This window comes from Amycolatopsis sp. NPDC104587 (assembly GCF_055583645.1).
The window spans coordinates 124,168-148,980 of sequence record NZ_JBVJNO010000017.1 but is presented as its reverse complement, the minus strand read 5'-3'; the positions used below and the strand labels follow the sequence as shown (position 1 = coordinate 148,980).

The 24,813-nt window shown below is 71.8% G+C and carries 20 protein-coding genes and 1 tRNA gene; 13 read left to right on the top strand and 8 right to left on the bottom strand.

Annotated features, from left to right (window positions below):
• Positions 1–61: 61 nt before the first annotated feature.
• Both ACZ61C_RS40580 and ACZ61C_RS40575 read right to left on the bottom strand, forming a co-directional pair.
• Positions 62–445, bottom strand: a complete 384-nt coding sequence (locus ACZ61C_RS40580; protein ID WP_465313253.1) for a hypothetical protein — start codon at positions 443–445, stop codon at positions 62–64.
• Between the two features lie 248 nt (positions 446–693).
• Positions 694–770 (bottom strand) — tRNA-Arg (locus tag ACZ61C_RS40575).
• Positions 771–1,390: 620 nt separating this feature from the next.
• Here ACZ61C_RS40575 and ACZ61C_RS40570 point away from each other — a divergent pair.
• Positions 1,391–1,549 carry a hypothetical protein gene (locus tag ACZ61C_RS40570; protein WP_465313252.1) on the top strand — a complete coding sequence of 53 codons (159 nt, stop codon included), beginning with the start codon at positions 1,391–1,393 and terminating at the stop codon, positions 1,547–1,549.
• A 610-nt stretch (positions 1,550–2,159) separates the two neighbouring features.
• Here the strand turns inward: ACZ61C_RS40570 and ACZ61C_RS40565 are convergent.
• A complete protein-coding gene (locus tag ACZ61C_RS40565) occupies positions 2,160–2,543 on the bottom strand; it encodes a peptidase inhibitor family I36 protein (protein ID WP_465313251.1) in 384 nt (127 codons plus the stop codon).
• Between the two features lie 242 nt (positions 2,544–2,785).
• Here ACZ61C_RS40565 and ACZ61C_RS40560 point away from each other — a divergent pair, with 242 nt between their 5' ends.
• A complete protein-coding gene (locus ACZ61C_RS40560) occupies positions 2,786–3,958 on the top strand; it encodes an MFS transporter (protein ID WP_465313250.1) in 1,173 nt (390 codons plus the stop codon).
• Between the two features lie 197 nt (positions 3,959–4,155).
• Positions 4,156–5,316: a sensor histidine kinase gene (locus ACZ61C_RS40555; RefSeq protein ID WP_465313303.1), complete on the top strand. Its 1,161-nt coding sequence runs from the start codon at positions 4,156–4,158 to the stop codon at positions 5,314–5,316.
• Here the strand turns inward: ACZ61C_RS40555 and ACZ61C_RS40550 are convergent.
• Positions 5,290–5,928 carry a phosphoglycerate mutase family protein gene (locus tag ACZ61C_RS40550; protein ID WP_465313249.1) on the bottom strand — a complete coding sequence of 213 codons (639 nt, stop codon included), beginning with the start codon at positions 5,926–5,928 and terminating at the stop codon, positions 5,290–5,292. The two genes, ACZ61C_RS40555 and ACZ61C_RS40550, sit on opposite strands and share 27 nt — an antisense overlap.
• A gap of 56 nt (positions 5,929–5,984) precedes the next feature.
• Between ACZ61C_RS40550 and ACZ61C_RS40545 the strand changes: the two genes are divergently transcribed.
• The 8 genes from ACZ61C_RS40545 to ACZ61C_RS40510 all read left to right on the top strand — a co-directional run bounded on the left by ACZ61C_RS40545 (position 5,985) and on the right by ACZ61C_RS40510 (position 19,751).
• Entirely contained in the window at positions 5,985–8,003 is a 2,019-nt protein-coding gene (locus ACZ61C_RS40545; protein WP_465313248.1) for a bifunctional copper resistance protein CopD/cytochrome c oxidase assembly protein, read from the top strand.
• A gap of 148 nt (positions 8,004–8,151) precedes the next feature.
• The gene (gene ettA / locus ACZ61C_RS40540; protein ID WP_465313247.1) at positions 8,152–9,828 is read left to right on the top strand and encodes an energy-dependent translational throttle protein EttA; all 1,677 of its coding nucleotides are present in this window, start codon (positions 8,152–8,154) and stop codon (positions 9,826–9,828) included.
• 16 nt (positions 9,829–9,844) lie between these two features.
• Entirely contained in the window at positions 9,845–12,391 is a 2,547-nt protein-coding gene (locus ACZ61C_RS40535; RefSeq protein WP_465313246.1) for a hypothetical protein, read from the top strand.
• Between the two features lie 528 nt (positions 12,392–12,919).
• Complete coding sequence (locus ACZ61C_RS40530; protein WP_465313245.1) at positions 12,920–17,905, top strand: NAD-glutamate dehydrogenase; 4,986 nt, start codon at positions 12,920–12,922, stop codon at positions 17,903–17,905.
• Positions 17,902–18,321, top strand: coding sequence for an acyl-CoA thioesterase (locus ACZ61C_RS40525; protein WP_465313244.1), 420 nt, complete (start codon positions 17,902–17,904; stop codon positions 18,319–18,321). Before ACZ61C_RS40530 ends, ACZ61C_RS40525 begins: the two co-directional genes overlap by 4 nt.
• On the top strand, positions 18,314–18,949 hold the full coding sequence (locus ACZ61C_RS40520; RefSeq protein WP_465313243.1) for a DUF8010 domain-containing protein: 636 nt from the start codon (positions 18,314–18,316) through the stop codon (positions 18,947–18,949). The genes ACZ61C_RS40525 and ACZ61C_RS40520 overlap by 8 nt, the downstream gene beginning before the upstream one ends.
• A gap of 55 nt (positions 18,950–19,004) precedes the next feature.
• Positions 19,005–19,259, top strand: a complete 255-nt coding sequence (locus tag ACZ61C_RS40515; RefSeq protein ID WP_465313242.1) for a hypothetical protein — start codon at positions 19,005–19,007, stop codon at positions 19,257–19,259.
• Between the two features lie 54 nt (positions 19,260–19,313).
• Positions 19,314–19,751: a hypothetical protein gene (locus ACZ61C_RS40510; protein WP_465313241.1), complete on the top strand. Its 438-nt coding sequence runs from the start codon at positions 19,314–19,316 to the stop codon at positions 19,749–19,751.
• Here the strand turns inward: ACZ61C_RS40510 and ACZ61C_RS40505 are convergent.
• On the bottom strand, positions 19,748–21,310 hold the full coding sequence (locus ACZ61C_RS40505) for a glycoside hydrolase family 13 protein (protein ID WP_465313240.1): 1,563 nt from the start codon (positions 21,308–21,310) through the stop codon (positions 19,748–19,750). The two genes, ACZ61C_RS40510 and ACZ61C_RS40505, sit on opposite strands and share 4 nt — an antisense overlap.
• Entirely contained in the window at positions 21,310–21,693 is a 384-nt protein-coding gene (locus ACZ61C_RS40500; protein ID WP_326960134.1) for a globin, read from the bottom strand. Before ACZ61C_RS40500 ends, ACZ61C_RS40505 begins: the two co-directional genes overlap by 1 nt.
• Before the next feature lie 120 nt (positions 21,694–21,813).
• Here ACZ61C_RS40500 and ACZ61C_RS40495 point away from each other — a divergent pair, with 120 nt between their 5' ends.
• Positions 21,814–22,326, top strand: coding sequence for a hypothetical protein (locus tag ACZ61C_RS40495; RefSeq protein ID WP_465313239.1), 513 nt, complete (start codon positions 21,814–21,816; stop codon positions 22,324–22,326).
• 2 nt (positions 22,327–22,328) lie between these two features.
• Here the strand turns inward: ACZ61C_RS40495 and ACZ61C_RS40490 are convergent, their stop codons facing one another.
• Complete coding sequence (locus tag ACZ61C_RS40490) at positions 22,329–23,321, bottom strand: mechanosensitive ion channel family protein (RefSeq protein WP_465313238.1); 993 nt, start codon at positions 23,319–23,321, stop codon at positions 22,329–22,331.
• A gap of 359 nt (positions 23,322–23,680) precedes the next feature.
• On the opposite strand from ACZ61C_RS40490, the gene ACZ61C_RS40485 reads away from it, so the two are divergent.
• A complete protein-coding gene (locus ACZ61C_RS40485; protein WP_395926704.1) occupies positions 23,681–24,178 on the top strand; it encodes an HNH endonuclease in 498 nt (165 codons plus the stop codon).
• 164 nt (positions 24,179–24,342) lie between these two features.
• On the opposite strand, the gene ACZ61C_RS40480 is transcribed toward ACZ61C_RS40485, so the two are convergent.
• Positions 24,343–24,714, bottom strand: a complete 372-nt coding sequence (locus ACZ61C_RS40480; RefSeq protein ID WP_465313237.1) for a hypothetical protein — start codon at positions 24,712–24,714, stop codon at positions 24,343–24,345.
• Positions 24,715–24,813 lie beyond the last annotated feature (99 nt).

The window sequence follows — 24,813 nt, the reverse complement described above, 5'->3', positions numbered from 1 at the left end:
TCGCCGATTCGGTTGGGTTCAAACTAGCGTCGATCCGGCAAGCGCCTTCTTCTCGATTGGCTCAGGCGGCATCCGCTGTGGAGGGTGGGACGCCGGGGCCGGACAGCGGCGTTTTCGTGGGGGAGCCGGGTTTGTGTGTTCGACCTGCGGTGGAGGGCGGAATCCCGGGTCCGGGTGTCTCGCCGGGCGCGAGGTGGAGCGACAGCGGCTCGGTGGTGAGGGGCGGGGTGCTGGGGCTGTGCGTCCGGCCGGCGATGGTGGTGCCGATGACGTGCGGCGAGTCGGGGAGCAACGCCGTCTCGGGGGTGCCGCGCTCGCCGAGGTGCCGCAGTTTCCTGAGGTGCCGCTGGACGAGCCCGGCTTGCCGCGCCGCGTCCAGTTGTGCCCGGGCGACCCGGTTGGCCCGGCGGCGCCGGTGCCGGCCGGCGGAGGGGTGGTCGGTCATGTCGGTCCTATCGCTCAATGTGATCGTTCGATTGCGGCGCGCAGGAATGGTGAATTGCCGCCCAGATAACAAGCTTGTCTCGAGTGGAGCTCGGTAGGGAGCGGTTGGGCCACTTGGCCGCTCGCGCGGTGCGACGTCCGGTCGCGGCGCCGGGACGCTGACCGTCCACAGTGGGTGCCCGCCGATGTGGGGCCGGTCACTGGTCGAAGGGGAAGCCGTGCGCGCCCCGCGCACGGCGTCTTCCCTGGTGGCGCCCCCGGCAGGACTCGAACCTGCGACCTAGAGATTAGAAGGCTCTTGCTCTGTCCAGCTGAGCTACGAGGGCCAGCGCCGACGACCTGTGCCGGTCTCGCCGGTCGCCCGGCATCCGCAGCTTAGTCGTCGCCACTCTCTCGATCGTTCGACACCGGCGAATCGTTTCAGGTCTCGTTCGACGTAATTTCGGGGCGCGGCGGGAGTGATGTCGCGCGGGGGCGAACCACCGGCGGTGGTTGTACGGACCAATGCCACCCGGGCGTGGTGGGCGGGTGACGCCCGGTCGGGTGAAGCCGGTCGGTGAGGGTGATCGGTGGCATGGGCTTTCCCGGGTGGGTTCGTGGGTGTCCTGGTGGCGTGGGGCGAACTGCGGTGGGTGGGACTTCAGTGGTGGTGGAGGCGGTGGGCCTCAGAGCTTTCCGAGGTGTGGGACGGTCGGTTCGACATCGAGGCTGGGCGCGGTTGCAGAGCTGTGGCGGTTGGGTTGGCCGCGCCGCTGGTGGAAACGGCGCGCCCAGCTGGGGAAGGGCTGCCGCGGTTGCGGTGGCTCGGGGCGGGGAGCGGCCCCGGCCGGGGCAGGACGGGGCAAGTGCTGGACGCCGGGTTGCAGCTGCGGTGGAGGACGCCCGGCGGAGCGGAATCGGTAGTGGGCCAGCTGGAATGTCGGGCTGCAGCTGCGGTGGTGGGGTGTTGCTGGCCTGGCTGGTTCTGAGTGCCGGGCCGCAGCTGCAGTGGTGGGGTGCTTGCTTGGGTCTCGACTGGTCTTGGGTGCAGGACTGCAGTGCGGTGATGGGCCGTCTGCTGGACCTGGCCTGGTTCCTGATTGCCGGGCTGCAACTGCGGTGGTGAGGGTGCTTGCTTGGGTCTCGACTCGTTCTGGGTGCCGGGCTGCAGCTGGGGTGGTGAGCCTGGCCGGTGCTGGACACCCAGCCGCTGATGCTGCGGAGAGGTGCCTGCTCAGCCTTGACCGGTCCTGGACGCCAGGTCACAGCCGCCGGAGGCGCCTGCTCGCCTGCGAATCGGCGCTGGGCCGTTCGCAACTGCCCGGAGAGATGCCCCGCCGGACGGGAGCCGGAGGCGGGCCAGCCGGACACCAAACCGCAGATGGAGAGGCGCCCCGGGCTTGAACCCGTGCCAGGTGCGCTCGCCGCGGCGGGGGAACGTCCGCCGGGCGGAACCGGTCGTGATGAGCCAGCTCCTGCGGGCAGCCGCCGCTCGGAACCAGGCGTGGGCTCCGGTCCTGCGGGCAGTCGCCGCTCGGAACCAGGTGTGAGGCCCGGCGCTGTGGGCAGTCACAGGCGGCGAGCCGCTGGTTGGGGGCCCGTGGGCGCGCCACGCCGCAGTGGTGCGCCCACGGGTGGGGCCGCTGTTCGGGGGGAGCGGCCCCGGGCGGGCCCGGCCGCCGCCGCGAGCCGGCTCCCCCTGGAGCGGGCGGCGGGCTCGGGCCCGGGTCACCCGGTCACTCCCAGATCTGGATGCCGCGGACCACGAACGGCGCGTCCGGGACGTACGTGCCGCCGCCCGGGTACGTCGTGAAATCGCCCTCCGTCGAGCATTCCTCGCTCTGGTACACCGTGACATCGCGGCTCATCAGATTCGCGAACGACCAGCCGGCGAATCCTGCCGGCAGCGGAATGCATTCCCCGGGATTCGCGGTGCGCAGGTCGAAACGCTGCGTGTCCCCTTCGTAGACGTTCGACGACCACAGGCAGAACTCGCCCTTCTGGCAGCCCGGATCCTCCGCGGCGGAGGCGGCCTGGGCCGCTCCGGTGCAGGTCAGCAGGCTGAGCGCGGCCATGATCAGCAGGTGCGGGACGCGGGCACGAAGGCGCAGTGAAGACATGGATGGTTTCCCCTCGGGAGTCGCGGCTCTGGGGGCCGCGGTGAACGTGTGATTCCAGATTGGCGGGCGGGCGGGGATTTGTCAGCCCGCAAATTCGATTCTGTGGACAAGTGGGCGCCGGTCACCCGGTGGGGGAATGGTTGTCCACAACTTCGCGGAAGGTCTTGCGGGGAGGGGGAGGCGATGTTATGTGCAGCCGGCCTGAGAGACACTCCCCGAATCGCACAAGGGAAGGGGCAGCCATGCGGACCGCGGTGTTCACCGTGTTCGCCCTCAACGGGCTCGCGCTCGGCTCGTGGGCGTCGCGCACGCCCGCGCTGGCCGCGCAGGTGCACGCCTCCCCGGGGATCTTCGGCCTCGCCCTGCTCGGCGCCAGCGTCGGCATGCTCGCCGCCGCCTCGGTGTCGGGACGGCTCATCGAACGGGCCGGGGCCCGCGCGGTCGTCGCCGGGAGCACGACGCTGGCCGCCGTAGCGCTGGTGCTGATCGGCTACGCGCCGAACGTGCCGTTGCTGGCCGGCGCGCTGCTCGTGATCGGCGTGAGCGTCGGGATGCTCGACGTCGCGATGAACGTCGCCGCCGTGGCCGTCGAACGCCGGGCCGGCAAGCCGGTCATGGCGGTGTTCCACGCCGGGTTCAGCTTCGGCGCGCTCGCCGGCTCACTGGCCGCGGGCCTCGCCGCCGGCCACGGCTGGTCGCCGGCTCGCCACCTCACCGTGGCCGCCGTCGTCGCGGTCGTGGTGCTGCTGCTCGTGGTCCGCGCGGTGCCGGGCATCCACCCCGAGCACGCCGAAGCACCCGTCGTCACCCGCAGCCGCGCGCCGATCCGCCGTCCGGTGCTGTGGCTGCTCGCCGCGGTCGCGTTGTGCTCGGCCATCGCCGAAGGCGCGGCTTCGGACTGGTCCGCGCTGCTGATGACGGCCGAACGCGGTGTCGGCCAGGGTGCGGCGGCCCTGGCGTTCGCCGGGTTGCAGCTGGTCATGGCGCTGGTCCGGCTGGCAGGCCCGTGGACCCAGCGGCGGTTCGGCCCGACCCGCTGCCTCGCCGTGGGCGCCGCGGTGGCGGCCGCCGGGCTGCTCGCCACGGCCACCGTCCCGGTCGCGGCCGTCGGGTACGCCGGGTTCGCGCTGGCCGGCGCGGGTCTCGCCGCGTCGTTCCCGCTCGCGCTCAGCCTCGCCGGGGACGCCGGGAAACGCGGTGACGGCACCGGCGGCGAGCGCGAGATCGGCTTCGTCACCGCCATCGCCTACACGGGCTTCCTGGGCGGGCCGCCGATCGTCGGCGGCATCGCGCAGGTGACGAACTACGGCGTGGCGTTCGGGTTCGTCGCCGCGGTCGCCGCCCTGATCCTGCCCGCCGCGCTCGGTGCCCGCGGGGCCCGGCGGCGGGAAGACGCGCTGACGGTCGAATCGTGACAAAAACCCGGGAGCCGGGCGCTCCCGGGCCGCGTCTCTTCCCGGACAGACCCTACGGTCCCCACCCCCGTTGACAGCGCGGAAGCGCGCGGGGCAAGCTGATCGCGTCGTAAGCTGAAATGAATACACCGACGTTACGGTTTCAGGTGGGCTGGTCAGGGTAGGGGCCTTGATCCGGGGAGGACGTCGTGAGAACTGTGCTGCTCGGCGGAGCGGGGGCGCTCGCCGGAGGGGCAGGATTTCCGTTGGTGCAGGGCGCCGTGCCGCGGCTGGTGCTCGTGCCGGTCGCGTTCCGGCTCGCGTTGTTCCTGCAGGCGGTCTGGGCCGGCGGCCCGCTGAGCGCGCCGGTGCTCTGGCTCGCCGTCGCGCTCTACCTGGTGCCGAACCTGCTCGAGGTGGCCTGGGTCTTCCAGCGGGCCGCCGGCATCAAACCGGTGCTGGCCGCCGACACCGCGTACACGCTCGTCACGAGCCTGGCCGCGGCCGTGTTCGCGGCGCACTCACCCGACCTGCTCACGCTGACCTGGCCGAACATCATGGGCACGGTCATGGTGTGGACGCTGCTGCGCGGGGCGCCGGCCGGCGCGGTGGCGATCCTCGGCGCCGTGCTGCTGCGCTACGGCATGGCCGAGCTCTCGGGCACGCCCGCGCCCGCGACGTGGATCCTGCTCGCCCTGGTCGCGGCCGCCCTGACGGCGCTGGCGATCGTGCTGCTGGTCGCCGGGTCGATGCGGTTCGCGCTCGGGCTGGGCGAGCAGCGCGGCCGGGCCGCCGAGCGGGAACGGCACCGCCGGGACGTGCACGACACCGTGCTGCAGGTGATGGAGTCGCTGGCGCTGCCGGCGCCCCGGGACGCACTCGACCCGGTCGGCAGCCTCGACCAGGTCCGCCGGACCGCCCGCGCGCACGCCCTGCGCCTGCGGCTGAGCCTGGATGGCGCCGTGCCCGCGGAGCCGGGTGGCCTCGAACACCGCTTGGGCGCGCTCGCGGTCGAGATGACGGCGGACGGCCTGCGCGTCGACCTCGTCACGCTCGCGAAGCCGTCCGACGTGCCCGAAGCAGTTGTCAACGCGCTGCACGACGCGGCCCGCGAAGCGCTGCGAAACACGTTGAAGCACGCGAAAACCTACACAGCCGTCGTGTGCCTCGAAGCGCGCGAAAACGTCGTCACGGTGTCCGTGCGCGACCACGGCACCGGCTTCGACACCGGCGCCCACCGCACCGGGTTCGGCATCGAGAACTCGATCCACGCCCGGATGGCCGAGATCGGCGGCGGCGCCCGGATCGACTCCGCACCGGGCCAGGGCACCCGGGTCGTGCTGACCGCCCCGCTAGAGCTGCGTTTCCCCGTCGGGTGAGTCGCGCCACTGGGCGAACGGGCGGTCCAGCGTCCACTTGCCGGCGTGCTCCTCCAGGACGCGGTATTCGCAGGTCGCCGGGTTGGACAGCGACTCGAACAGCTCGATGCTCCAGCCGAAGAGCCGGCGGCACAGCAGCCGCAGCGTGAGCCCGTGCGAGACGACCAGCACGGTCTCGGGGTGAGTTTCGTCGCGTTGCCGCAGGTCGGACAGGAACGCGGCGACGCGGTCGTCGACGTCCGCGCCCGACTCGCCGAACGGCAGCCGGTAGAAGAAGTGCCCGAACTCGTTGCGCCGCGCCTTCTGGAGCTCCTGCTCGGCCGGGTCCTGGAGGTTGCCCCAGTCCTGTTCGCGCAGCCGCGGCTCCTGCAGCAGCCGCTCGCACGCGGCCTCGATGTCCAGCAGCCGCAACGTTTCCCGGGTGCGCAGGTACGGGCTGACGTACACGGCGGGACGCGCGCCGCCGAGCAGCCGGACGATCTCCGGGGCCACCGCGGCGGCCTCCTTGCGGCCCGCGTCGGTCAGCGGCAGGGCGTGGTCCGGGATCCGCGTGTAGGCGAGCTCGTCGACGTTGCCGAGCGACTCGGCGTGCCGCAGGAGGATCATCTTCACGCTTCCATCCTGCCCGTTACGCGGGCATGACCCGGCCGGGGCATACGCTCAGGGGCGTGTCCGAGCAGTCCGTGACGAAAACCGACGTCCCTTCGCAGCGCCGGGCCAGCGTGCTACCCCTCGTTTCGGTCGGCGTGCTGCTGGCCGCGGTCGTCGCGATCGGGCTGATCGCGCTCACCGGCGGGGCCGGGTACGTCATCGCCGGCCTGCCGGATCCGGGCCTGGTGACCAAGTACGGCATCACCGTCATGCGCGTGCTGTCGGAAGCCGCGTCGGTGATCTGCGTCGGGTCGCTGCTGCTGGCCGCGTTCCTGGTGCCGCCGCAGAAGTCCGGCACGCTCGGCGCCGAGGGGTACGGCGCCCTGCGCGCGGCCGGGATCGCCGCCTGGGTGTGGTTCGCCGCGGCGCTGCTCTCGGTCGCCTTCACCGCCGCCGACACCGCCGGGAAGCCGTTCGGCGACGTCCTGGACCCGCAGACGCTGCTCGACCTCGTCGGCGCCATCGAGCAGCCGAAGGCCTGGCTGTGGACGGCGCTGATCGCGGTCCTGGTCGCGCTCGGCTGCCGGCTCGCGCTTTCGTGGGGCTGGACGGCGGTGCTGTTCTTCCTGGCCGTCGGCGGGCTGGTCCCGGTCGCCGTCACCGGGCACTCGGCGTCGGGCGGCTCGCACGACGTCGCCACGAACAGCCTGCTGTTCCACCTGGTCGCCGCGTCGTTGTGGGTCGGCGGACTGGTCGCGCTGCTCGCGCTCGGCTACCGGCGCGGGAACCACCTGAGCCTGGCCGCGCAGCGGTTCTCGCGGCTGGCGCTGGTCTGCTGGATCGTGATGGCGATCTCCGGCGTGGTCAACGCGCTGGTCCGGATCGGCCTGAACGACCTGTTCACCACCGACTACGGCCTCCTGGTCGTCGCGAAGACGGTCGCGCTGCTGCTGCTCGGGGTCTTCGGCCACCAGCAACGGCGGAAGGGCGTCGCGGACCTCGTCGACGGCAAGGGCGGCGGCCAGCTGATGCGGCTGGCCGCGGTCGAGGTCCTGATCATGTTCGTCACGATCGGCATCGCCGCCGGGCTGGCCCGGACGCCGCCACCGGCGGACGCGGTCACCCAGCCGTCCACCACCGAGCTGCTGATCGGCTACAACCTCGACGGCCCGCCGACGGTGTGGCGGCTGCTCTTCGACACCCGGTTCGACCTGGTCTACGGCACGCTCGCGCTGGTCGTCGGCGGCCTGTACCTCGCCGGGGTCCGGCGGCTGCTCCGCCGCGGGGACACCTGGCCGGTGGGCCGCACGGTCTCCTGGATCGCCGGCTGCGTCGTCCTGCTGGTCGCGACGTCGTCGGGCATCGGCCGGTACGCGCCCGCGATGTTCAGCGTGCACATGGGCAACCACATGCTGCTGTCGATGGTGGCGCCGGTGCTGTTCGTGCTCGGCGGGCCGGTAACGCTCGCGCTGCGCGCCCTGCCGGCCGCGGGCAAGGACGCCCCGCCGGGCCCGCGCGAGTGGCTCGTCGCGGCGGTGCACTCCCCGGTGTCGCGGTTCCTCACCCACCCGGTGGTCGCGCTGCTGCTGTTCGTCGGCTCGTTCTACGCGCTGTACTTCTCGGGGCTGTTCGACAACGCGCTGAACTACCACTGGGCGCACCTGGCGATGAACGCGCACTTCCTGCTCGCGGGCTACGTCTTCTACTGGCCGGTGATCGGCGTCGACCCGGCGCCGCGGCGGATCCCGTACCTCGGCCGGCTCGGGATGATGTTCGCCGCGATGCCGTTCCACGCGTTCTTCGGCGTCATCCTGATGAGCAAGCAGACCGTGATCGGGCAGGCGTTCTACAGCCAGCTGCACCTGCCGTGGGTGCCGGACCTGCTCACCGACCAGCGGCTCGGCGGCGGCATCGCCTGGGCGTCCGGCGAGCTGCCGGTGCTGCTGGTGCTGATCGCGCTGCTGGTGCAGTGGTCGCGTCAGGACGAGCGCGAGGCGAAGCGGCGTGACCGGCGCGAAGCGGCGACCGGCGACGAAGAGCTGAACGCCTACAACGCGATGCTGAAGAACCTCGCCGAAGGCAAGCGCGCCGACTGAGTCTCGACTTCTGGTTGAGCTTGAGCCTGGGTCCGGAGCGGGGCAAAACGGCGGTTTCGGTGTTCTCCCGGTGATCCCGGGCTGACTTTCGGTAGTCCGACGGTGACCGGCGTCAGGTCGCGATCACGTGCGCTCTACGATCGTGCGTATGGCCGAGTTCATCTACACCATGAAGAAGGTGCGCAAGACCGTCGGGGACAAGGTCATCCTCGACGACGTCAGCACCGCGTTCTACCCCGGCGCCAAGATCGGCGTGGTGGGGCCGAACGGTGCCGGTAAGTCCACCGTTCTCAAGATCATGGCGGGGATCGAGACGGCCAGCAACGGCGAAGCGTTCCTCCAGCCGGGCGCGAGCGTCGGCATCCTCATGCAGGAGCCGGAGCTCAACGAGGAGAAGACGGTCCGGGGGAACGTCGAGGAGGGCCTCGGCGAGATCAAGACCAAGCTCGACCGCTACAACGAGATCGCCGAGCTGATGGCGACCGACTACAGCGACGCGCTGATGGAGGAGATGGGCCAGCTCCAGGAGGAGCTGGACCACGCCGACGCCTGGGAGCTCGACTCGACCGTCGAGCAGGCGATGGACGCGCTGCGCTGCCCGCCGCCCGAGGAGGGCGTCTCGCACCTCTCCGGTGGTGAGCGCCGCCGCGTCGCGCTGTGCAAGCTGCTGCTGTCCGCGCCGGACCTGCTGCTGCTCGACGAGCCCACCAACCACCTGGACGCCGAGAGTGTCCTGTGGCTGGAGCAGTTCCTCTCCCGCTACGCCGGCGCCGTCCTGGCCGTGACCCACGACCGGTACTTCCTCGACAACGTGGCCCAGTGGATCATGGAGCTGGACCGCGGCCGCGTCGTCGGCTACGAGGGCAACTACTCGACGTACCTGGAGAAGAAGCGCGAGCGCCTCGAGGTCCAGGGCAAGAAGGACGCGAAGCTCGCCAAGCGCCTGAAGACCGAGCTCGAGTGGGTGCGGTCCAACGCCAAGGCGCGTCAGACCAAGTCCCGGTCGCGGCTCGACCGCTACGAGGAGATGGCGGCGGAGGCGGACAAGCACCGCAAGCTCGACTTCGAAGAGATCCAGATCCCGCCGGGCCCGCGGCTGGGCAACGTCGTGGTCGAGGTCGAGAAGCTCAAGAAGGGCTTCGACGACCGCGTCCTCATCGACGGCCTGTCGTTCGACCTGCCGCGCAACGGCATCGTCGGCGTCATCGGCCCGAACGGCGTCGGCAAGACCACGCTGTTCAAGACGATCGTCGGGCTCGAGGAGCCGGACGACGGCGTCGTCAAGATCGGCGAGACGGTCAAACTGTCCTATGTGGACCAGAACCGCGGCGGGATCGACCCGAAGAAGACGGTCTGGCAGGTCGTCTCCGACGAGCTGGACTACATCCACGTCGGGCAGACCGAAATGCCGTCGCGCGCGTACGTCAGCGCGTTCGGCTTCAAGGGCCCGGACCAGCAGAAGCCGGCGGGCGTGCTCTCCGGTGGTGAGCGCAACCGGCTCAACCTGGCGCTGACGCTCAAGCTGGGCGGGAACCTGATCCTGCTCGACGAGCCGACGAACGACCTGGACGTCGAGACGCTGGGCTCGCTGGAGAACGCGCTGGAGCAGTTCCCCGGCTGCGCCGTCGTGATCTCCCACGACCGGTGGTTCCTCGACCGGGTCGCGACGCACATCCTGGCCTGGGAAGGCACCGACGAGAACCCCGCGCAGTGGTTCTGGTTCGAGGGCAACTTCGAAGGGTACGAGAAGAACAAGGTGGAGCGGATGGGCGCCGAGGCCGCCCGCCCGCACCGTGTCACCCACCGCAAGCTGACCCGCGACTGAGGGGGCGGGTTTCCCCGTGGAAGCCAGCAAAGCGCACCGGACGGGCCCGTTCTCCCGGGAGGAGAGCGGGCGCTCCGCCAATGCCGGGGGAACCCTCTCCGCAGTCGGCCGGCTGATCGAGCGGGCGGACGCCCTGCACCTGCGGGCGCCCGAGCTCGCGCTCGTGCTCGGGGAGCGCGCCGCCGCGCTGTCCGAGGCCGCCGGCGCCGACGAGCAGTGGATCCGGGCCGAGAGCCTGGTCGTTTCCGCGCGCGTCCGGCTCGGCGACCGGCCGGGCACGGTCGGGCGCGCGGTAGCGGCGTTGCGCGCGGCCGAGCACGCCGGGTACGGCGACATCGCCGCCCGCCTGCGCATCGACCTCGCCGTCTGCGCCCGCGGCCTGGGCGTGCCGCTGACCGGGCTCGCCGCGCTGCGGCCGGTGCTGACCGACCCGGTCGTGTCGCCGGTCCACCGCGCCGCGGCGCTGACCCACCTGGTCGGCTGCCTCGGTCTGCTGGGCCGGAAAACCGAACTGGACCGGGCGCTCGTCGAGGCGGACAAGCTGGTCCTCGGTGACGAGTCCCTCGGCGCCGACACCCAGCTGCTGGTGCGGGCGCTGCTGCGCGTCGGCACGGCGGCCCATCGGCGTCGCCACGGCGACCTGACGGCGGCGGCCGACGCGGCGCGGACCGGGCTCGGCTTCCTGGAGAAGCTCGACAACCCGGCCGACGACGGCGGGCTCGTCCGGATCCGGCTCGTGCTGCTGCTGGTGAGCACGCTGCTCGACCGCGGTGACACCGAAATGGCGTACGAGATCGCCGAGCCGGTGCTGGCCGAACCCGTGCGAGCGGCGGGCATCGCGCCGGCGGGCTGGCTGCGGCTGGCCGTCGCGACGCGGATCATGCTGCCCGCCGGGGCCGGCGAGGCGGCGATCGAGCTCGTCCGTGAAGCCGTGGCGAGCACCGACCGGCACGGCATGTCCGCCGTCACCGCCCGGTTGTGGCTGGAGCTGGCGCAGCTGCAGGAACGGTTCGGCCAGCCCGAGGAAGCCATCGCGTGCCTGTACCGCTCGCGGGCGGCCGAGCAGCTGCACGCGCGAGCCCGGCGGCAGGCGTGCAACGTCCTGGCCGGCGAGTTCGGCTCGGGTGAGCCCGCTTCGGTCGATCTCGACGAGGTGCTGAAGGCGGTCCCGTCACGGGCGGTGCCGGTGGTCGCGGCCGAGCCGGTTTCGCCGCCGGCCGCTCCTGCCGCGCCGCAGCCCGCCGAGCCGCGGACGCCCGCTTGGTCGTTCGGCCGCGAGGAGAACCCGGCGCCCCGGCAGCCGGCGCCCGCGTGGTCGTTCGAGCGGCCCAAGGTGACCGCGGACGCGGCCGAGACGACGCTGATGCCCGCGGTGCGCGACGAACCCGCGCCGGCCCGGCGGCCCGAACCGCGGGTGCGGCCGGAACCGGTGGTCGTCGAGCGACGTCCGGAGCGCCCGGCGGCTCGTCCGGAGCCGATCGAGGTGCGGTCCGGGCCGGTGGGGCGGGCGGAGCCGGAGTTCCGGCCCAAGCCGGTCGAGGTGCGACCCGCGCCGGAGCCGGTGCGGTCTGCGTCGGCTGGGAAGCGTGCCGAGCCGGAGCCCGAGGTGCGGTCCGCCGGATCGGGGTATGAGGCATCGCCGGGGCGGCGTCGGGAACCGGAGTTCCAGACGGAGCCGGTGCGCGCCGCCAGGTCGGAAGAGCCGGCCGAGTCGCGGCCCGCGACGCCGGGGCGGCGTGCGAAGCCGGACTTTTCGGCGGAACCGGTCGAGGTGCGGCCCGCGTCGCCGGAGCCGGACTTCCGGTCCGAGCCGGTCGAGGTGCGTTCGGAACGCACCCCCGAGGCGGTCGCGCCCGTCGACGGCGGGAAGACCAAGTTCTCCTGGGCCGCCCTCGCCCAGGCGCGGCTGAAGGAGACCGAAGCCGAACGGGAGTCGGCGCCCACGCGCGTCACGCCCGCCTTGCCGCTCGCGCCCGAGCCGGCCGCCGAGCGGGAGCCGTGGGAGCCCGGTGGACGTCGGGAGCCGCAGCCGTCGACGCGGCACGATGCCGAGCACGGCTCCGAAGCCGCGCGGTCGGTGCTCGACCGGCTCGGCATCTCCTCCTCGGGTGGCGGTGCCGGGGGCGGTCGCCGGCGGGCGGAGGATGCCGAAGCGCGTGCCGAGGAGCCGTCGCGGCCCGAGCCGGAGCTCGCCCCGCCGCCGCGGCCCGAGGACGAGCCGCCGTCGGTGCCGGACTACCGCGACGAGGTCGAGCCCTGGCTGCCGCGGCTGCGGATGCCGCCGTCGCTGGAGCCGATGGAGGACTTCGGCCACTGGACGCCGGCGACCGCGCCGTTCCCGGAGAGCTACGCCCGCGCCATCGCGGAGGACGAGCCGCCGCCGGACGCCGGGCTCGCCGACCTCCTCGCCCGCGCCCTCGCCGAGCACCAGGCGGGCACGGCCAGTGCGGCCGCGCTCGTCAAGAAGCTGGGTTCGCAGGACACGGGCCGCCGCAACGGCCACGGCCGCAACGGTCACGGCGCGGAGGTCTCCGACTCCCGCCGCCACGGCTCCGGCGACTGATCCGGCGGACTGCGCTGCTGCGGTTCGCGAAGACTGGCGTGGTGCCGGTTTTGCGTGGCGACGGGGTGGGTTCGTCGCGACGGCGGTCTCGCACCGAGTCGCCGGTTTTGCCGGGGTTCACCCCCGCCGCACCCCTCTCCGTCGCCGAACCACCCCAGCCCGTCGCCGAATCACCCCGGGCGCGTCGCAGTGGGATCGGTCGCACTTGCGGGGTCGCCGACCGGCCGTCACCGTTCGCCGAACGGCGTCGGGCTCTCCGCAACACCCCCAGCTGAACCGATCATGATGGCTCCGTGGCCGGTGACGGCCCTTGAGCGCGGCTGGTCAGCGCCGCGCGCCCGGGCCGAACACAACCCGTCAGTAGCTTGACCGATCACGCGAATCCGCAGGCCGGGTAGGGGTTTTCCCTCCGAACCAACCCCCCGGGTCTTCGTGTGATCAGTGGGCGCGGCGCATTAGTGTGGGGTGGTCCGGTTCAGAGCCGAACCGGCACGGTGCCACCTCACGCATACTGGAGAGTTGCCTCAAATGAGCTCGACCGGAGTCTCGTCCCTACCCGGAACCGGAGCCGCAACCGAACCCGAGTTCGGCCAGCGCTCCCCGGCCAGCCCGGAGCAGATCAGGGACGACCTGATCGACGCCGCCGCCGGCCTGGCGCCGGAGATCGGGGAGCTCATCCGGCTCTACTACCGGCACATCCCGGCCGAAGAGATCGTCGGCGACGAGCCCGTCAACCTGGTCGGCGCCGTCCGCTCGCAGCTGCAGCTCGCCAAGCACCGGATGCCCGGCCGCCCGGCCGTGCGGCTGCTGAACCCCACCGTCGCCGAAGACGGCTGGGCGCGCGAAGCCACCGTCGTGCAGGTGGTCACCGACGACATGCCCTACCTGGTCGACTCGATCGCCGCCGAGTTCGCCCGGGACGGCGTGCAGGTGCAGCGGATCGTCCACCCGATCGTCGTGGTCACCCGCGATCTCACCGGTGAGCTGCAGGAAGTCCACCCGGACGCCGACCCGGCCGCGCCGCCGGCGAACTCGGCCGCCGAGTCGTGGATGTACATCGAGATCGACTTCGTCACCGACCCGAACCGCGCCCGCGAACTCGACAACCGGCTCTCGAGCGTGCTGGGCGACGTCCGCGAGGTCGTCGAAGACGCCGACAAGATGGCCCAGACGGCCTGCCAGCTGGCCGAAGAGCTGGAGTCGGACCCGCCGCAGCTGCCGCAGGCCGAGGTCGCCGAGGGCGCCCGGCTGCTGCGCTGGCTGGCCGACGGGCACTTCACCTTCCTCGGCTACCGCCGTTACGAGCTGATCGACAACCCGCACCCGGACGCCGACGACCCCGCGTTGCGCGCGGTCCTGGCCTCCGGCCTCGGCGTCCTGCGCCAGGACAGCCTCGCCGCCCGCGGCCTCACCGCGGGCCCGGACACCGCCGCCTCCGCGCTCTCGCCGACGCTGCTGGTGCTGACCCAGGCGAGCGCGCCGTCGACCGTGCACCGGCCGGTTTACCCCTACTACGTCGGGGTGAAGACCTTCGACGCCGAAGGCACCGTCACCGGCGAACACCGCTTCCTCGGCATGTTCACCACCACCGCGCTGCACGAGAACGTGCTCGACATCCCGGTGGTGTGCAAGCGGGTCCGCGAGGTCATCCACCGCGCCGGGTTCCCGATGGAGTCCTTCTCCGGCCAGCGGATGCTCGAGGTCCTGCAGAACTGGCCGCGCGCCGACCTGTTCTCCGCCGACACCGACTCGCTGTACTCGACGACGACCGGCGCGATCACGCTCTCGGACCGCCGCCGGCTGCGGCTGTTCCTGCGCCGCGACCCGTACGGCCGCTTCTACTCCTGCCTCGTCTACCTCCCGCAGGACCGCTACACGACGCGGTCGCGGCTGGCGATGCAGGAGGTCCTGCTCGAAGAGCTCGAAGGCACCCAGCTCGAGTACAGCGCGCGGATCGGCGAGACCGTCCTGGCGCAGGTGCACTTCATGGTCCACACCGATCCCGCGCGCCGGCTCGAGCCGGACACGCAGCGGATCCAGGAGCGGCTGAACAACGCCGTGCGCAGCTGGGACGACCGGATGGTCGAGGCGGTCCTCGACGAACGCCGGGAGCGCTCGGACGGCGGGGTGGCCGTCGGTGTCCTCGGCGAGGAGTCGGCGACCGAGCAGGGGCAGCGCTACGCGAGCGTCTTCCCCGAGGGCTACAAGGAGGACTTCTCCGCCGAAGAGGCACTCGCCGACCTCCGCGCGCTCGACTCGCTGACCGACGAGGGCGACCTCGCGTTGTCGTTCTACCTGCCCGCCGACGCCGAGCCCGGCGAGCGGCGGTTCAAGCTCTACCTCCGCGGTGAGGGCGTGACGCTGTCGAAGGTGCTCCCGGTGCTGCAGGCGATGGGCGTCGAGGTGGTCGACGAGCGGCCGTACGAGCTGCACCGCGAAGACGGCGGCCCGTGCTGGATCTACGACTTCGGTCTGCGCATCAACCAGAAGATGCTCGGCGAGGCGAGCGTGGCCGCGGTCAGCGAGCTGCGCGACCGCTTCCAGGACGCGTTCCAGGCCGCCTGGCGGGGCGACGCCGAGGTCGACGGCCTCAACGGCCTGGTCCTGCGGGCCGGGCTCACCTGGCGCCAGGCCGCGGTGCTGCGCGCGTACTCGCGGTACCTGCGCCAGGCCGGGAGCGCCTTCTCCCAGGACTACATCCAGAACACGCTGCTGAACCACACGCAGGTCGCGACGAAGCTGCTGCGGCTGTTCGAGGCCCGCTTCGACCCGCAGCTGGGCGAGACCGACCGCGAGGCCGCCACCGAAGCCCTGGCGAGCGAGCTGAGCGCGATGATCGACGAGGTCACCAGCCTCGACGAAGACCGCATCCTGCGCCGGCTGATGGCCGTCATCCGGGCCACGCTGCGGACGAACTACCACGTCACCGACTTCGACGGGAACCCGCGGAGCTACCTGGCCATCAAGCTCGACCCGGCCGGGGTGCCCGACCTGCCCGAGCCGCGGCCGCGGTTCGAGATCTTCGTCTACTCGCCGCGCGTCGAGGGTGTGCACCTGCGCTTCGGCGAGGTCGCGCGCGGTGGTCTGCGCTGGTCGGACCGGCGGGAGGACTTCCGCACCGAGATCCTCGGCCTGGTCAAGGCGCAGGCGGTGAAGAACGCGGTGATCGTGCCGGTCGGCGCGAAGGGCGGCTTCGTCGTGAAGCGCCCGCCGGTCGCGACGGGGGACGCGAGCATCGACCGCGACGCCCAGCTGAACGAGGGCATCGCCTGCTACCGCATGTTCATCTCCGGCCTGCTCGACCTGACCGACAACCGGATCGAGGGCAAGACCGTGCCCGCGCCGGGTGTCGTCCGGCACGACGCGGACGACTCGTACCTGGTCGTCGCGGCGGACAAGGGCACCGCGAAGTTCTCCGACATCGCCAACGAGATGTCGGCGAAGTACGGCTTCTGGCTCGGGGACGCCTTCGCCTCCGGTGGCTCGGTCGGCTACGACCACAAGGCCATGGGCATCACGGCGAAGGGCGCCTGGGAGAGCGTCAAGCGGCACTTCCGCGAGCTGGGCAAGGACACCCAGACCGAGGACTTCACCGTCGTCGGCATCGGCGACATGATGGGTGATGTTTTCGGGAACGGCATGCTGCTGTCCGAGCACATCCGGCTGGTCGCGGCGTTCAACCACATGCACGTCTTCCTCGACCCGAACCCGGATGCCGCCTCGACGTTCGCCGAGCGCCGCCGGCTGTTCGACCTGCCGCGCAGCTCGTGGGACGACTACGACCGCTCGCTGATCAGCGAAGGCGGCGGGATCTACCCGCGGTCGGCGAAGTCGATCCCGATCAGCCCGCAGGTCCACGCGGCCCTCGGCCTCGAGGAAGGCGTCACCGCCCTCGCGCCGATGGACCTCATCCAGGCGATCCTGCTGGCGCCGGTGGAACTGCTCTGGAACGGCGGCATCGGCACCTACGTCAAGGCGGAGCCCGAGACCCACGCGGCGGCGGGGGACAAGGCCAACGACGCCATCCGCGTCGACGGCAAGCAGCTGCGCGTCAAGGTGTTCGGCGAGGGCGGCAACCTCGGCCTGACCCAGCTGGGCCGGATCGAGTTCGCGCGCGCCGGCGGCAAGATCAACACCGACGCGCTCGACAACTCGGCCGGCGTCGACTGCTCCGACCACGAGGTCAACATCAAGATCCTGCTCGACCACCTGGTGCAGACCGGGAAGCTCGAGGAGGCCCAGCGCAACGAGCTGCTGGTGGAGATGACCGACGAGGTCGGCGCGCTCGTGCTCGACGACAACTACCGGCAGAACGCGGTGCTCGGCGTCAGCCGGGCGCACGCCGCGCCGATGCTGTCGGTGCACGCGCGGCAGGTCCAGGCGCTGGTGTCCGCGGGCGCGTTCGACCGCAAGCTGGAGGCGCTGCCGAGCAACTCGGAGTTCCGCGAGCTGGAGAAGGCGGGCAAGGGCCTGACCTCGCCGGAGCTCGCGACCCTGCTCGCGCACGTCAAGCTGGAGCTGAAGGACGAGCTGCTGGCCAGCGACCTGCCCGACTCGCAGGTGTTCGCCGGCCGGCTGCCCGAGTACTTCCCGAAGCCGCTGCGCGAACGGTTCGCCCCCGCGATCGGCGAGCACCCGCTGCGCCGCCAGATCATCACCACGCTCATCGCCAACGAGGTCGTCGACGGCGGGGGCATCTCCTTCGTCTACCGGCTGATGGAGGAGATGAACGCGACCGCGACCGACGCGGTGCGCGCGTACGCGGTGGTGACGCGCGTGTTCGACCTGCCCGCGCTGTGGGCGGAGATCGACGCGCTGGACAACGTCGTGCACACCGACGTCGCCGACGAGATGGTGCTGGAGACACGGCGGCTGCTCGACCGGGCCGCGCGCTGGTTCCTCACCAACCGGCCGCAGCCGCTCGCGCCGCTGGCGGAGATCAACCGCTTCGGCCGGGTGCTCGGCGAGCTCGTCCCGAAGATCGGCGACCTGCTGCGCGGCCGCGAGGCGGAGTCGGTGCAGACGCACGTCGACGAGCTGATCGCGGGCAACGTCCCGCCGGGGCTCGCCCGCCGCGTTTCCTTGCTGCTGCACACCTACGGCCTGCTCGACGTCACCGAGGTGGCCGAGCTCGCCGAGCAGCAGATCGGCGTGGACGCGACGCACAGCCCGGCCGAAACCGCGGAGCTGTACTACGCGCTTTCGGACCACCTGGACGTCGACAAGATGCTGACCGAGATCAGCGCGCTCGAACGCGGCAACCGCTGGCACGCGCTCGCCCGGCTTTCGCTGCGCGACGACGTCTACGGCTCGCTGCGCGCGATCACGCTGGACGCGTTGCGGCACAGCGATCCCGGGACGTCCGGCGACGCCAAGATCGCCCAGTGGGAGAAGACGAACTCCTCGCGGCTGCAGCGGGCGCGCGTCGCGCTGGACGAGATCCACAAGTCCGGCCGGCTCGACCTGGCGACGCTCTCGGTGGCCGCGCGCCAGATCCGGAGCACGGTGCGGTGACCTACGTTTCGCTGGTCCGTCCGCGCTGGACGGACATGGACGTCTACGGCCACATCAACCACGCGAAGATGGTGACGCTGCTCGAAGAGGCGCGGATCCCGCTGCTGTTCGAGGGGGCCGTGAAGGCCGGCGTCGAGCAGCTGCCGAAGGGCATCGTCGTGGTCCGGCTGGCGGTGGGCTACAAGGCGCCGATCGTGGTGACCGGGCAGCAGCTGCGCGTCGACATCGACCTGACCGAGCTGCGGGCGGCGAGCTTCACGCTGTCCTACCGCGTGCACACCGGGCCGGACGCCGCGGATCCGGTGGCGGTGACGGCGGAGACGGTGCTGGCGCCGTACGACACGGTCGCGCTGCGGCCGCGTAGGCTCAGCCCGCCCGAGTCGGAGTTTCTGAAGCAGGGGTTCGCGGATGCCTGAGTTGTTCGTGCCGGACGCGGCGGACCGGGAGACCCTCGGTGCGTTCGTCGCCCGCGCGGTCCGGCTGGACGGCAATACGGCCGTCCGGCTGCGCCGGCGCGGTGACGGTGTGGTCGAGGCCTGGACGGCGACGCCGTTCGAGTGCCTGGCCACCCGCGCGGTGGCCGGGGACGTCACCCCCGGCGACGTCACGGTGTCCGGCAACGAGCTGCTCGCCGCGCTGACGGTGGCGGGCGGCCCGCGGATGGACCCGGGCCCGGCGCGCGACCTGCTGTGGCACGGCGAGCTGCCGGCGCCCGGCCGCTGGCAGCTGGTCGACGAGCTCCCTGCGGCGGTCGTCGCGGACCTCGCCGACCGCGGCGTGACGCTGGCCAGGGACAACGCCGGCCCGCACGGCACCCCGCCGGCGTCGCTGATGGACCAGGCGGTGCTGACGGTGACCGGCGGTTCGGTCGAGATCAAGGTCCAGATGCGCTGCCTCTTCGCGATGTCCGGCATGGGGTTTGTGGATTCGGACGTCGAAGGGGACGTCGTCCGCGTGACGGCGACGGACTCGTGGATGCGCCTGGACGCCCGCTACGGCGCGATCGTCCGGCGCCGCCACGCGCTGCTGCCGCTCCTGTTCTGATTACGGAATCCTTGTGTCCCGGGCGTGCGCCGGTGGTCGGTGGCACGCTGGAGGCATGACCCCGGACGACGACCCGACCGCGGACTTCCTCGACGAGGTCCGCACCTCGGAGACGCCGTGGCGGCGTGACCGCCCACCGGGTGAGCAGGCGCCGGAGCGCGCCGGAAGACCTGAGAGGTGGGGCCGCACGCGAGCGGCGGGCCGGGCGGCCGCCCAAGCGGCGCCCTACCTCCAGGCCGCGGCCCTCGTGGCGTGGCTGGCGAGTGGCGCCTTCGATGACGGCTCGGGCTCGGGCGACCAGGGCGGTTGACAGCTTCGGGACCGATTGGTTACGGTCCGCGCCTTCCCGGAGGTGAGCCAGTTGATGAGGTTCCCGGCGTTCACCGTGGCCGTGACCCGCGAAGCCGGTCTGTGGACGGCGAAGGTGACCGACGGCCTGGACGGTGCCGAGGGTGAGTTCAAGCAGTTCGCCGACGTCGAGCCCGGCATGCGGAAGACGGTCGCGAACCTGACGGGTCTCCCGGCCGAGCGGTTCCACCTCCGCTGGCGCTACGAGTTCGACGACGCGGACGCGACCGACCTCGTCCTGCAGTACCAGGAGGCGGACCGGCTCGCCGAAGAGGTGACGCGGTGGCGTGAAGGCGTCCGCGCCCGCCTGGTCGCCACGCTGAACGGCCAGATCCCGCAGCGGGCGATCGCCGACCTGGTCGGCCTGTCGCACCAGCGGGTCAACCAGATCGCGCGCGGCACGGCGCCGGAGGCGGCCGAAGTCGTCAAGCCCGGCCGGTGGGTCCCGCTCTAGACCAGCCAGACCGCCGCGTCGGCCGGGAGCTTGCCGTTCACCAGCGGGCTGCTGGCGAGCAGCACCTCGCCCGGCGGCAGCGCGATCGGGCTCGCCGACGTGTTCAGCGCGCACACGAGCCCGCCGCCCTTGCGGCGGAACGCGAAACACCCCGCCGGCGCGCCGTACCACTCCAGCTCTTCCCCGCCGAACGCCGGATGCGTCTTGCGCAGCTCGATGGCCTGGCGGTACAGCGAAAGCGTCGAGTCCTCGTCCTCGATCTGCTTCTCCACCGTCAGCCCGGCCCACTCGGCCGGCATCGGCAGCCAGGTGCGCGGGTTGCGGGAGAAGCCGAACGGGGGCAGGTCGCCCTCCCAGGGCAGCGGGACGCGGGAGACGTCGCGGCCGAACTCGGCGCCGCTCGTCTTCGCGCGCGGGTCGGCCATCTCCGCGACCGGGATGTCCACGTTGGCCAGGCCGAGCTCTTCGCCGTTGAACAGGTAGACCGCGCCGGGCAGGGCCAGCTCGACCAGCGCCATCGCCCGCGCGCGGCGTACGCCCACGGGGCCCCCGCCGTAGCGGCTCACCTGGCGCCAGACGTCGTGGTTGCCCAGCGTCCAGGTCGCGGGCGCCCCGGTGCGAGCCGGCACCGCCAGGGACCGCTCGATGGCCGTGCGCATGGCGTCGGCGTCGAAGTGGGTCAGCACCAGCCGGAAGTTGAACGCCAGGTGCAGCTCGTCGGGCCGCAGGTAGCGGGAGAGCCGCTCCTCGTCGGTCACCCAGATCTCGCCGACCGCCATCGCGTCCGGGAACTCGTCGAGCACCTTGCGGATCATCTGGTGGATTTCGTGGACGCCGTCGTGGTCCCACCGCGGGTCGTAGTAGTGGCTCGGGCCCAGCGCGTTCGCGCGCGGGTCCATGTCCGGCAGGCCGGGCGGCTTGGCCATGCCGTGCGCGACGTCGATCCGGAAGCCGTCGACCCCGCGTTCGAGCCAGAACCGCAGCGTTCGCTCGAGGTCGGCCGCGACCTCGGGGTTGGCCCAGTTCAGGTCCGGCTGCTGCGGGGCGAACAGGTGCAGGTACCACTGGCCGTCCGGCACCCGGGTCCAGGCCGGGCCGCCGAAGGCGCTGACCCAGTTGTTGGGCGGGTCCTCGCCCTTCGGCCCGACGCCGTCGCGGAAGACGTACCGCTCGCGCTCCCGGCTGCCCGGCGCGGCGGCCATCGCCGACTTGAACCAGGCGTGCTGGTTGCTGGTGTGGTTGGGGACGACGTCCACGGTGACCTTGATGCCGCGCTTGTGCGCCTCGGTCAGCAGCACGTCGAAGTCGCCGAGGGTGCCGAACATCGGGTCGACGTCGCGCGGGTCGGCGATGTCGTAGCCGTGGTCGGCCATCGGGGAGCGGTAGAACGGCGTCAGCCACAGTGCGTCGACGCCCAGCAGCTCCAGGTAACCGAGCCGGGAGTGGATGCCTTCCAGGTCTCCGACGCCGTCGCCGTCCGAGTCGGCGAACGAACGCACGTAGACCTGGTAGAACACCGCATCCTGCCACCAGGCAGGTTCTCCCGGCTCCGGTCTCATCAGACGAAGCTGTTCATCATGCTGTGGGCGGCCATCTCGAGGTACGCCCACAGCTGCTGCCGGTAGGGCTCGTCGAGGTTCTCTTCGTCGACGGCGATCCGGATGCAGCGCAGCCAGGCGTCCCGCTCGATCGGCCCGATCTTGAACGGCGCGTGCCGCATCCGCAGCCGCGGGTGCCCGCGCTGGTCGGAGTAGGTGTGGGGGCCGCCCCAGTACTGCATGAGGAACAGCCGGAACCGCTCCTCGGCCGGGCCGAGGTCCTCCTCGGGGTAGAGCGGGCGCAGGATCTCGTCCCGCGCCACCTCCTCGTAGAACCGCCCGACGATCCGGCGGAAGGTGGGTTCGCCGCCCACCGCTTCGTAGAGGTTCGCCGGTTCGCTCACTGCAGACACGCCTTCCATTTTGCCCTTCGGGTGCGGGGTTCCGACGCCGGGGACCGAACGTTTCCGGATGGTCGCAAACCCGTTTCCCAGCGTAACGGCGCGGGGCTAGGGTCTCGGACCGTGACCACCGGACTCGACGACTGGCGCGCCGACTCGCAACGGTGGAGCGAGCTCGCCTTCGCCGGGACCCTCGACGAGGACGGCCTGCCCGGCGACGCCCACCACGCGGCGCGGGAAGCCGTGCTCCACCTGCTGCTGCGGGACCGCCGTGATTCCGACGCCGGGTTCCTCCGGTACCTCTTGGAGCAGGAGATCCGCTTCCACGAGGACGGCTGGGGCTTCGACGACAGCCTCGGCCTGGCGGTCCTGCTGCTCGGCGAGTGCGGCCACGCCGAAGACGTCTGGCTCATCTGGGAAGCGAAGACCACGAGCTTCGACACGTTTTCCGGCGTCGACGCCTTCCTGCTGTTCCCCGCCGGAGTGGCCGCGACGCTCGAGCACGTCGAGCGCAGTGACCGCGCCGACCGGGACGAGGTGCTGGAGTACTTCCGGGAGCACCTGGCGGAGGACCCGGACGCCGAGCGGGACCGGCCCGCCCGGCTCGCGGGGCGCCGCGAGTACTTCTCAGGCTGACGTCACTTCTCCAAGGCGGTGGCGGAGTTCGGGAACAGCCGGCCCAGCGGCGGTTCGAAGCCGGCTTCCTCGAGCGCGGCCAGCAGCTGGCCGCGCAGGGCCCGCTGGACCGCCCACTGCTTGCCCGGGCGCACCTTCACCGTCAGGCGCAGCTGGATGCCTTCCGGCGTGACGCTCTCCACGCCGAGCATCTCCGGCGGCTCGAGGACGTTCGCCTGCAGCGTCTCGCTCTCGGTGGCCGCCGAGGCGGCGGCCATGAGCACAGTGGACGCGCGCTCGACGTCGGCGGTGTAGCCGAGCGGGACGTCGACCACCGCGACCGCGAAGCCCTGGCTCGAGTTGCCGACGCGCAGCACCTCGCCGTTGCGGACGTACCAGACCGTGCCCTTGAGGTCGCGCAGCGTGGTGATCCGCAGGCCCACGGCCTCGACGGTGCCGGTGGCCTCGCCGATGTCGACGACGTCGCCGACGCCGTACTGGTCCTCGACCATCATGAAGATGCCGGACAGGAAGTCCTTCACCAGGTTCTGCGCGCCGAACCCGATCGCGACGCCGATGATGCCGGCCGAAGCGATGATCGGGCCGAGGTTCAGGCCCAGCTCGCCCAGCACGAGGATGAAGGCGAGACCGTAGACCAGGAACGTCGCCATCGACTTCAGCACCGAGCCGATGGTCTGGGCGCGCTGGCGGCGGCGTTCGATCACGGCGGAGCCGAGCACCTCGGGGGCGCGCTCACGCAGGGGCCGCAGCAGCGCGGGGAGCTTGCCACCGGAGCGGGGCAGCGTCGTGACCCGGTTGATCAGCCGTCTGATCATCAGCCGCACGACGAACGCGATCACGACGATCATCAGGATCTTCAGCGGCTTGGTCAGCAGCCAGTTGGTCGAGCCGGCCAGCCACTCGTTGTTCGTGGCCTTGAACACCTGGTAACAGAGGGTGCTGGCGTCCGTGATGCAAGGCGTCTGGTTGCCGGCCGCGGTGAGCAGGGGGGACACGGGAGTTCGATCATCCTTTCCGATCAGGTCGGTTTTCCCAACTTCGAGTGGATGTTGGGTCGCGCGGATGTGACACGTCTTGTAACACACGTGCGCTGGGGGCCAGTTCTGTGGTCGACTATGCCTACGCCCCTGGAGGTGGTCGAGTGCCAGACCGACAACCCAGCCCCCGCGGCGTCTCCGGCCAAGCCATGGCCGAAGAGACGTCAGAGGTGGTTCTGCGCGCCTACCCGGGGGGATCCGCATCCGGCGGCGCCGTCCCGGCCGGGCCGGGAAGCCGCCCAGGGGGAGCTACCCGCCCGCCCGGACAGCGTAGTAGAGGCCGGGATCCGGCGGCCCCGGCCTGGGGCCGGCGCCGGGTGCTCCTGCTCAACGCCACTTTCGAGCCGCTGACCGCGCTGCCTCTGCGCCGCGCGGTCGTGCTGGTGATGTGTGGCAAGGCCGAAGTGGTGCACGGCGACCCCGGCGGCATCGAGCTGCACGCCGCGACGGTGTCGCTGCCGGTGCCCTCGGTGATCCGCCTCAGCACGTACGTGCGGGTGCCGTACCGGGCCCAGGTGCCGCTGACCCGCGCCGGGCTGATGCACCGCGACCGGTACCGCTGCGCCTACTGCGGAGGGCGGGCCGAGACGATCGACCACGTCATCCCGCGCAGCCGTGGCGGACCTCACAGCTGGACCAACTGCGTCGCCTGCTGCGCCAAGTGCAACCACCGCAAAGCGGACCGGCTGCTCTCGGAGATCAACTGGCGGCTGCGCGTCGTCCCGCGGGCCCCTCACGGCCCGCACTGGCGGCTGCTCGCGCATTCCAAAGAGGCCGATCCGCTGTGGCGGCCTTATCTCGGCTCTGCGGCTTGACCTCCCGGCTTTGCGGGGGTCCGGGTGGCGGAGCCCCCGGCTCGGGGCGCAGCCCCGGGTAACAGAGCCCCGGACATAACGGCGCCCCGGCTGCCTTGCGGCGGCCGGGGCGAGCCGGGTGCTTGCGCGTGTTCAGGTAGTGCGTGCGGCCCTGGGGTGCGGGGTCAGGCAGCGAGCGCGTAGTCGCTCTGGCAGGTGACGCGGGTGCCCATCGTGACGCGCGTGCCCCGGGTGACGCGCGTGCCCCGCGTGACGCGGGTGCCACAGGTGACGCGCGTTCCGGCCGTCACCCGCGTGCCCATCGTGACTCGCGTGCCCCGGGTGACTCGCGTGCCTCGAGTGACCCGCGTGCCGGCCGTCACCCGGGTGCCCATGGTGACGCGCGTTCCCGCCGTGACCCGTGTACCGCGAGTGACGCGTGTACCCCGGGTAACCCTTGTGCCCGCCGTCACACGCGTTCCGGGCACAAATTCGGTGCCGCTGAGTGACGTGGTGGTCTCGGTGATCGCCTGTGCGGGGGTGTCGACGCTGTTCATGGCAAGGCCTCCTGGGACCGGTGCGTTACCTGCTGGGGCTGGGGAGCGGGGCGCAAGGCCCGTACAGGTGAAAAAGCTACGAGGATTTCAAGGCAACAA

Bases quoted from the DNA above. Each gene is read 5' to 3' on its own strand.
- ACZ61C_RS40530 (WP_465313245.1), top strand. From the start codon at position 12,920: ATGAGCTCGACCGGAGTCTCGTCCCTACCCGGAACCGGAGCCGCAACC.
- ettA (WP_465313247.1), top strand. From the start codon at position 8,152: ATGGCCGAGTTCATCTACACCATGAAGAAGGTGCGCAAGACCGTCGGG.
- ACZ61C_RS40505 (WP_465313240.1), bottom strand. From the start codon at position 21,310: ATGAGACCGGAGCCGGGAGAACCTGCCTGGTGGCAGGATGCGGTGTTC.
- ACZ61C_RS40520 (WP_465313243.1), top strand. From the start codon at position 18,314: ATGCCTGAGTTGTTCGTGCCGGACGCGGCGGACCGGGAGACCCTCGGT.
- ACZ61C_RS40510 (WP_465313241.1), top strand. From the start codon at position 19,314: ATGAGGTTCCCGGCGTTCACCGTGGCCGTGACCCGCGAAGCCGGTCTG.
- ACZ61C_RS40565 (WP_465313251.1), bottom strand. From the start codon at position 2,543: ATGTCTTCACTGCGCCTTCGTGCCCGCGTCCCGCACCTGCTGATCATG.
- ACZ61C_RS40480 (WP_465313237.1), bottom strand. From the start codon at position 24,714: ATGAACAGCGTCGACACCCCCGCACAGGCGATCACCGAGACCACCACG.
- ACZ61C_RS40560 (WP_465313250.1), top strand. From the start codon at position 2,786: ATGCGGACCGCGGTGTTCACCGTGTTCGCCCTCAACGGGCTCGCGCTC.
- ACZ61C_RS40515 (WP_465313242.1), top strand. From the start codon at position 19,005: ATGACCCCGGACGACGACCCGACCGCGGACTTCCTCGACGAGGTCCGC.
- ACZ61C_RS40580 (WP_465313253.1), bottom strand. From the start codon at position 445: ATGACCGACCACCCCTCCGCCGGCCGGCACCGGCGCCGCCGGGCCAAC.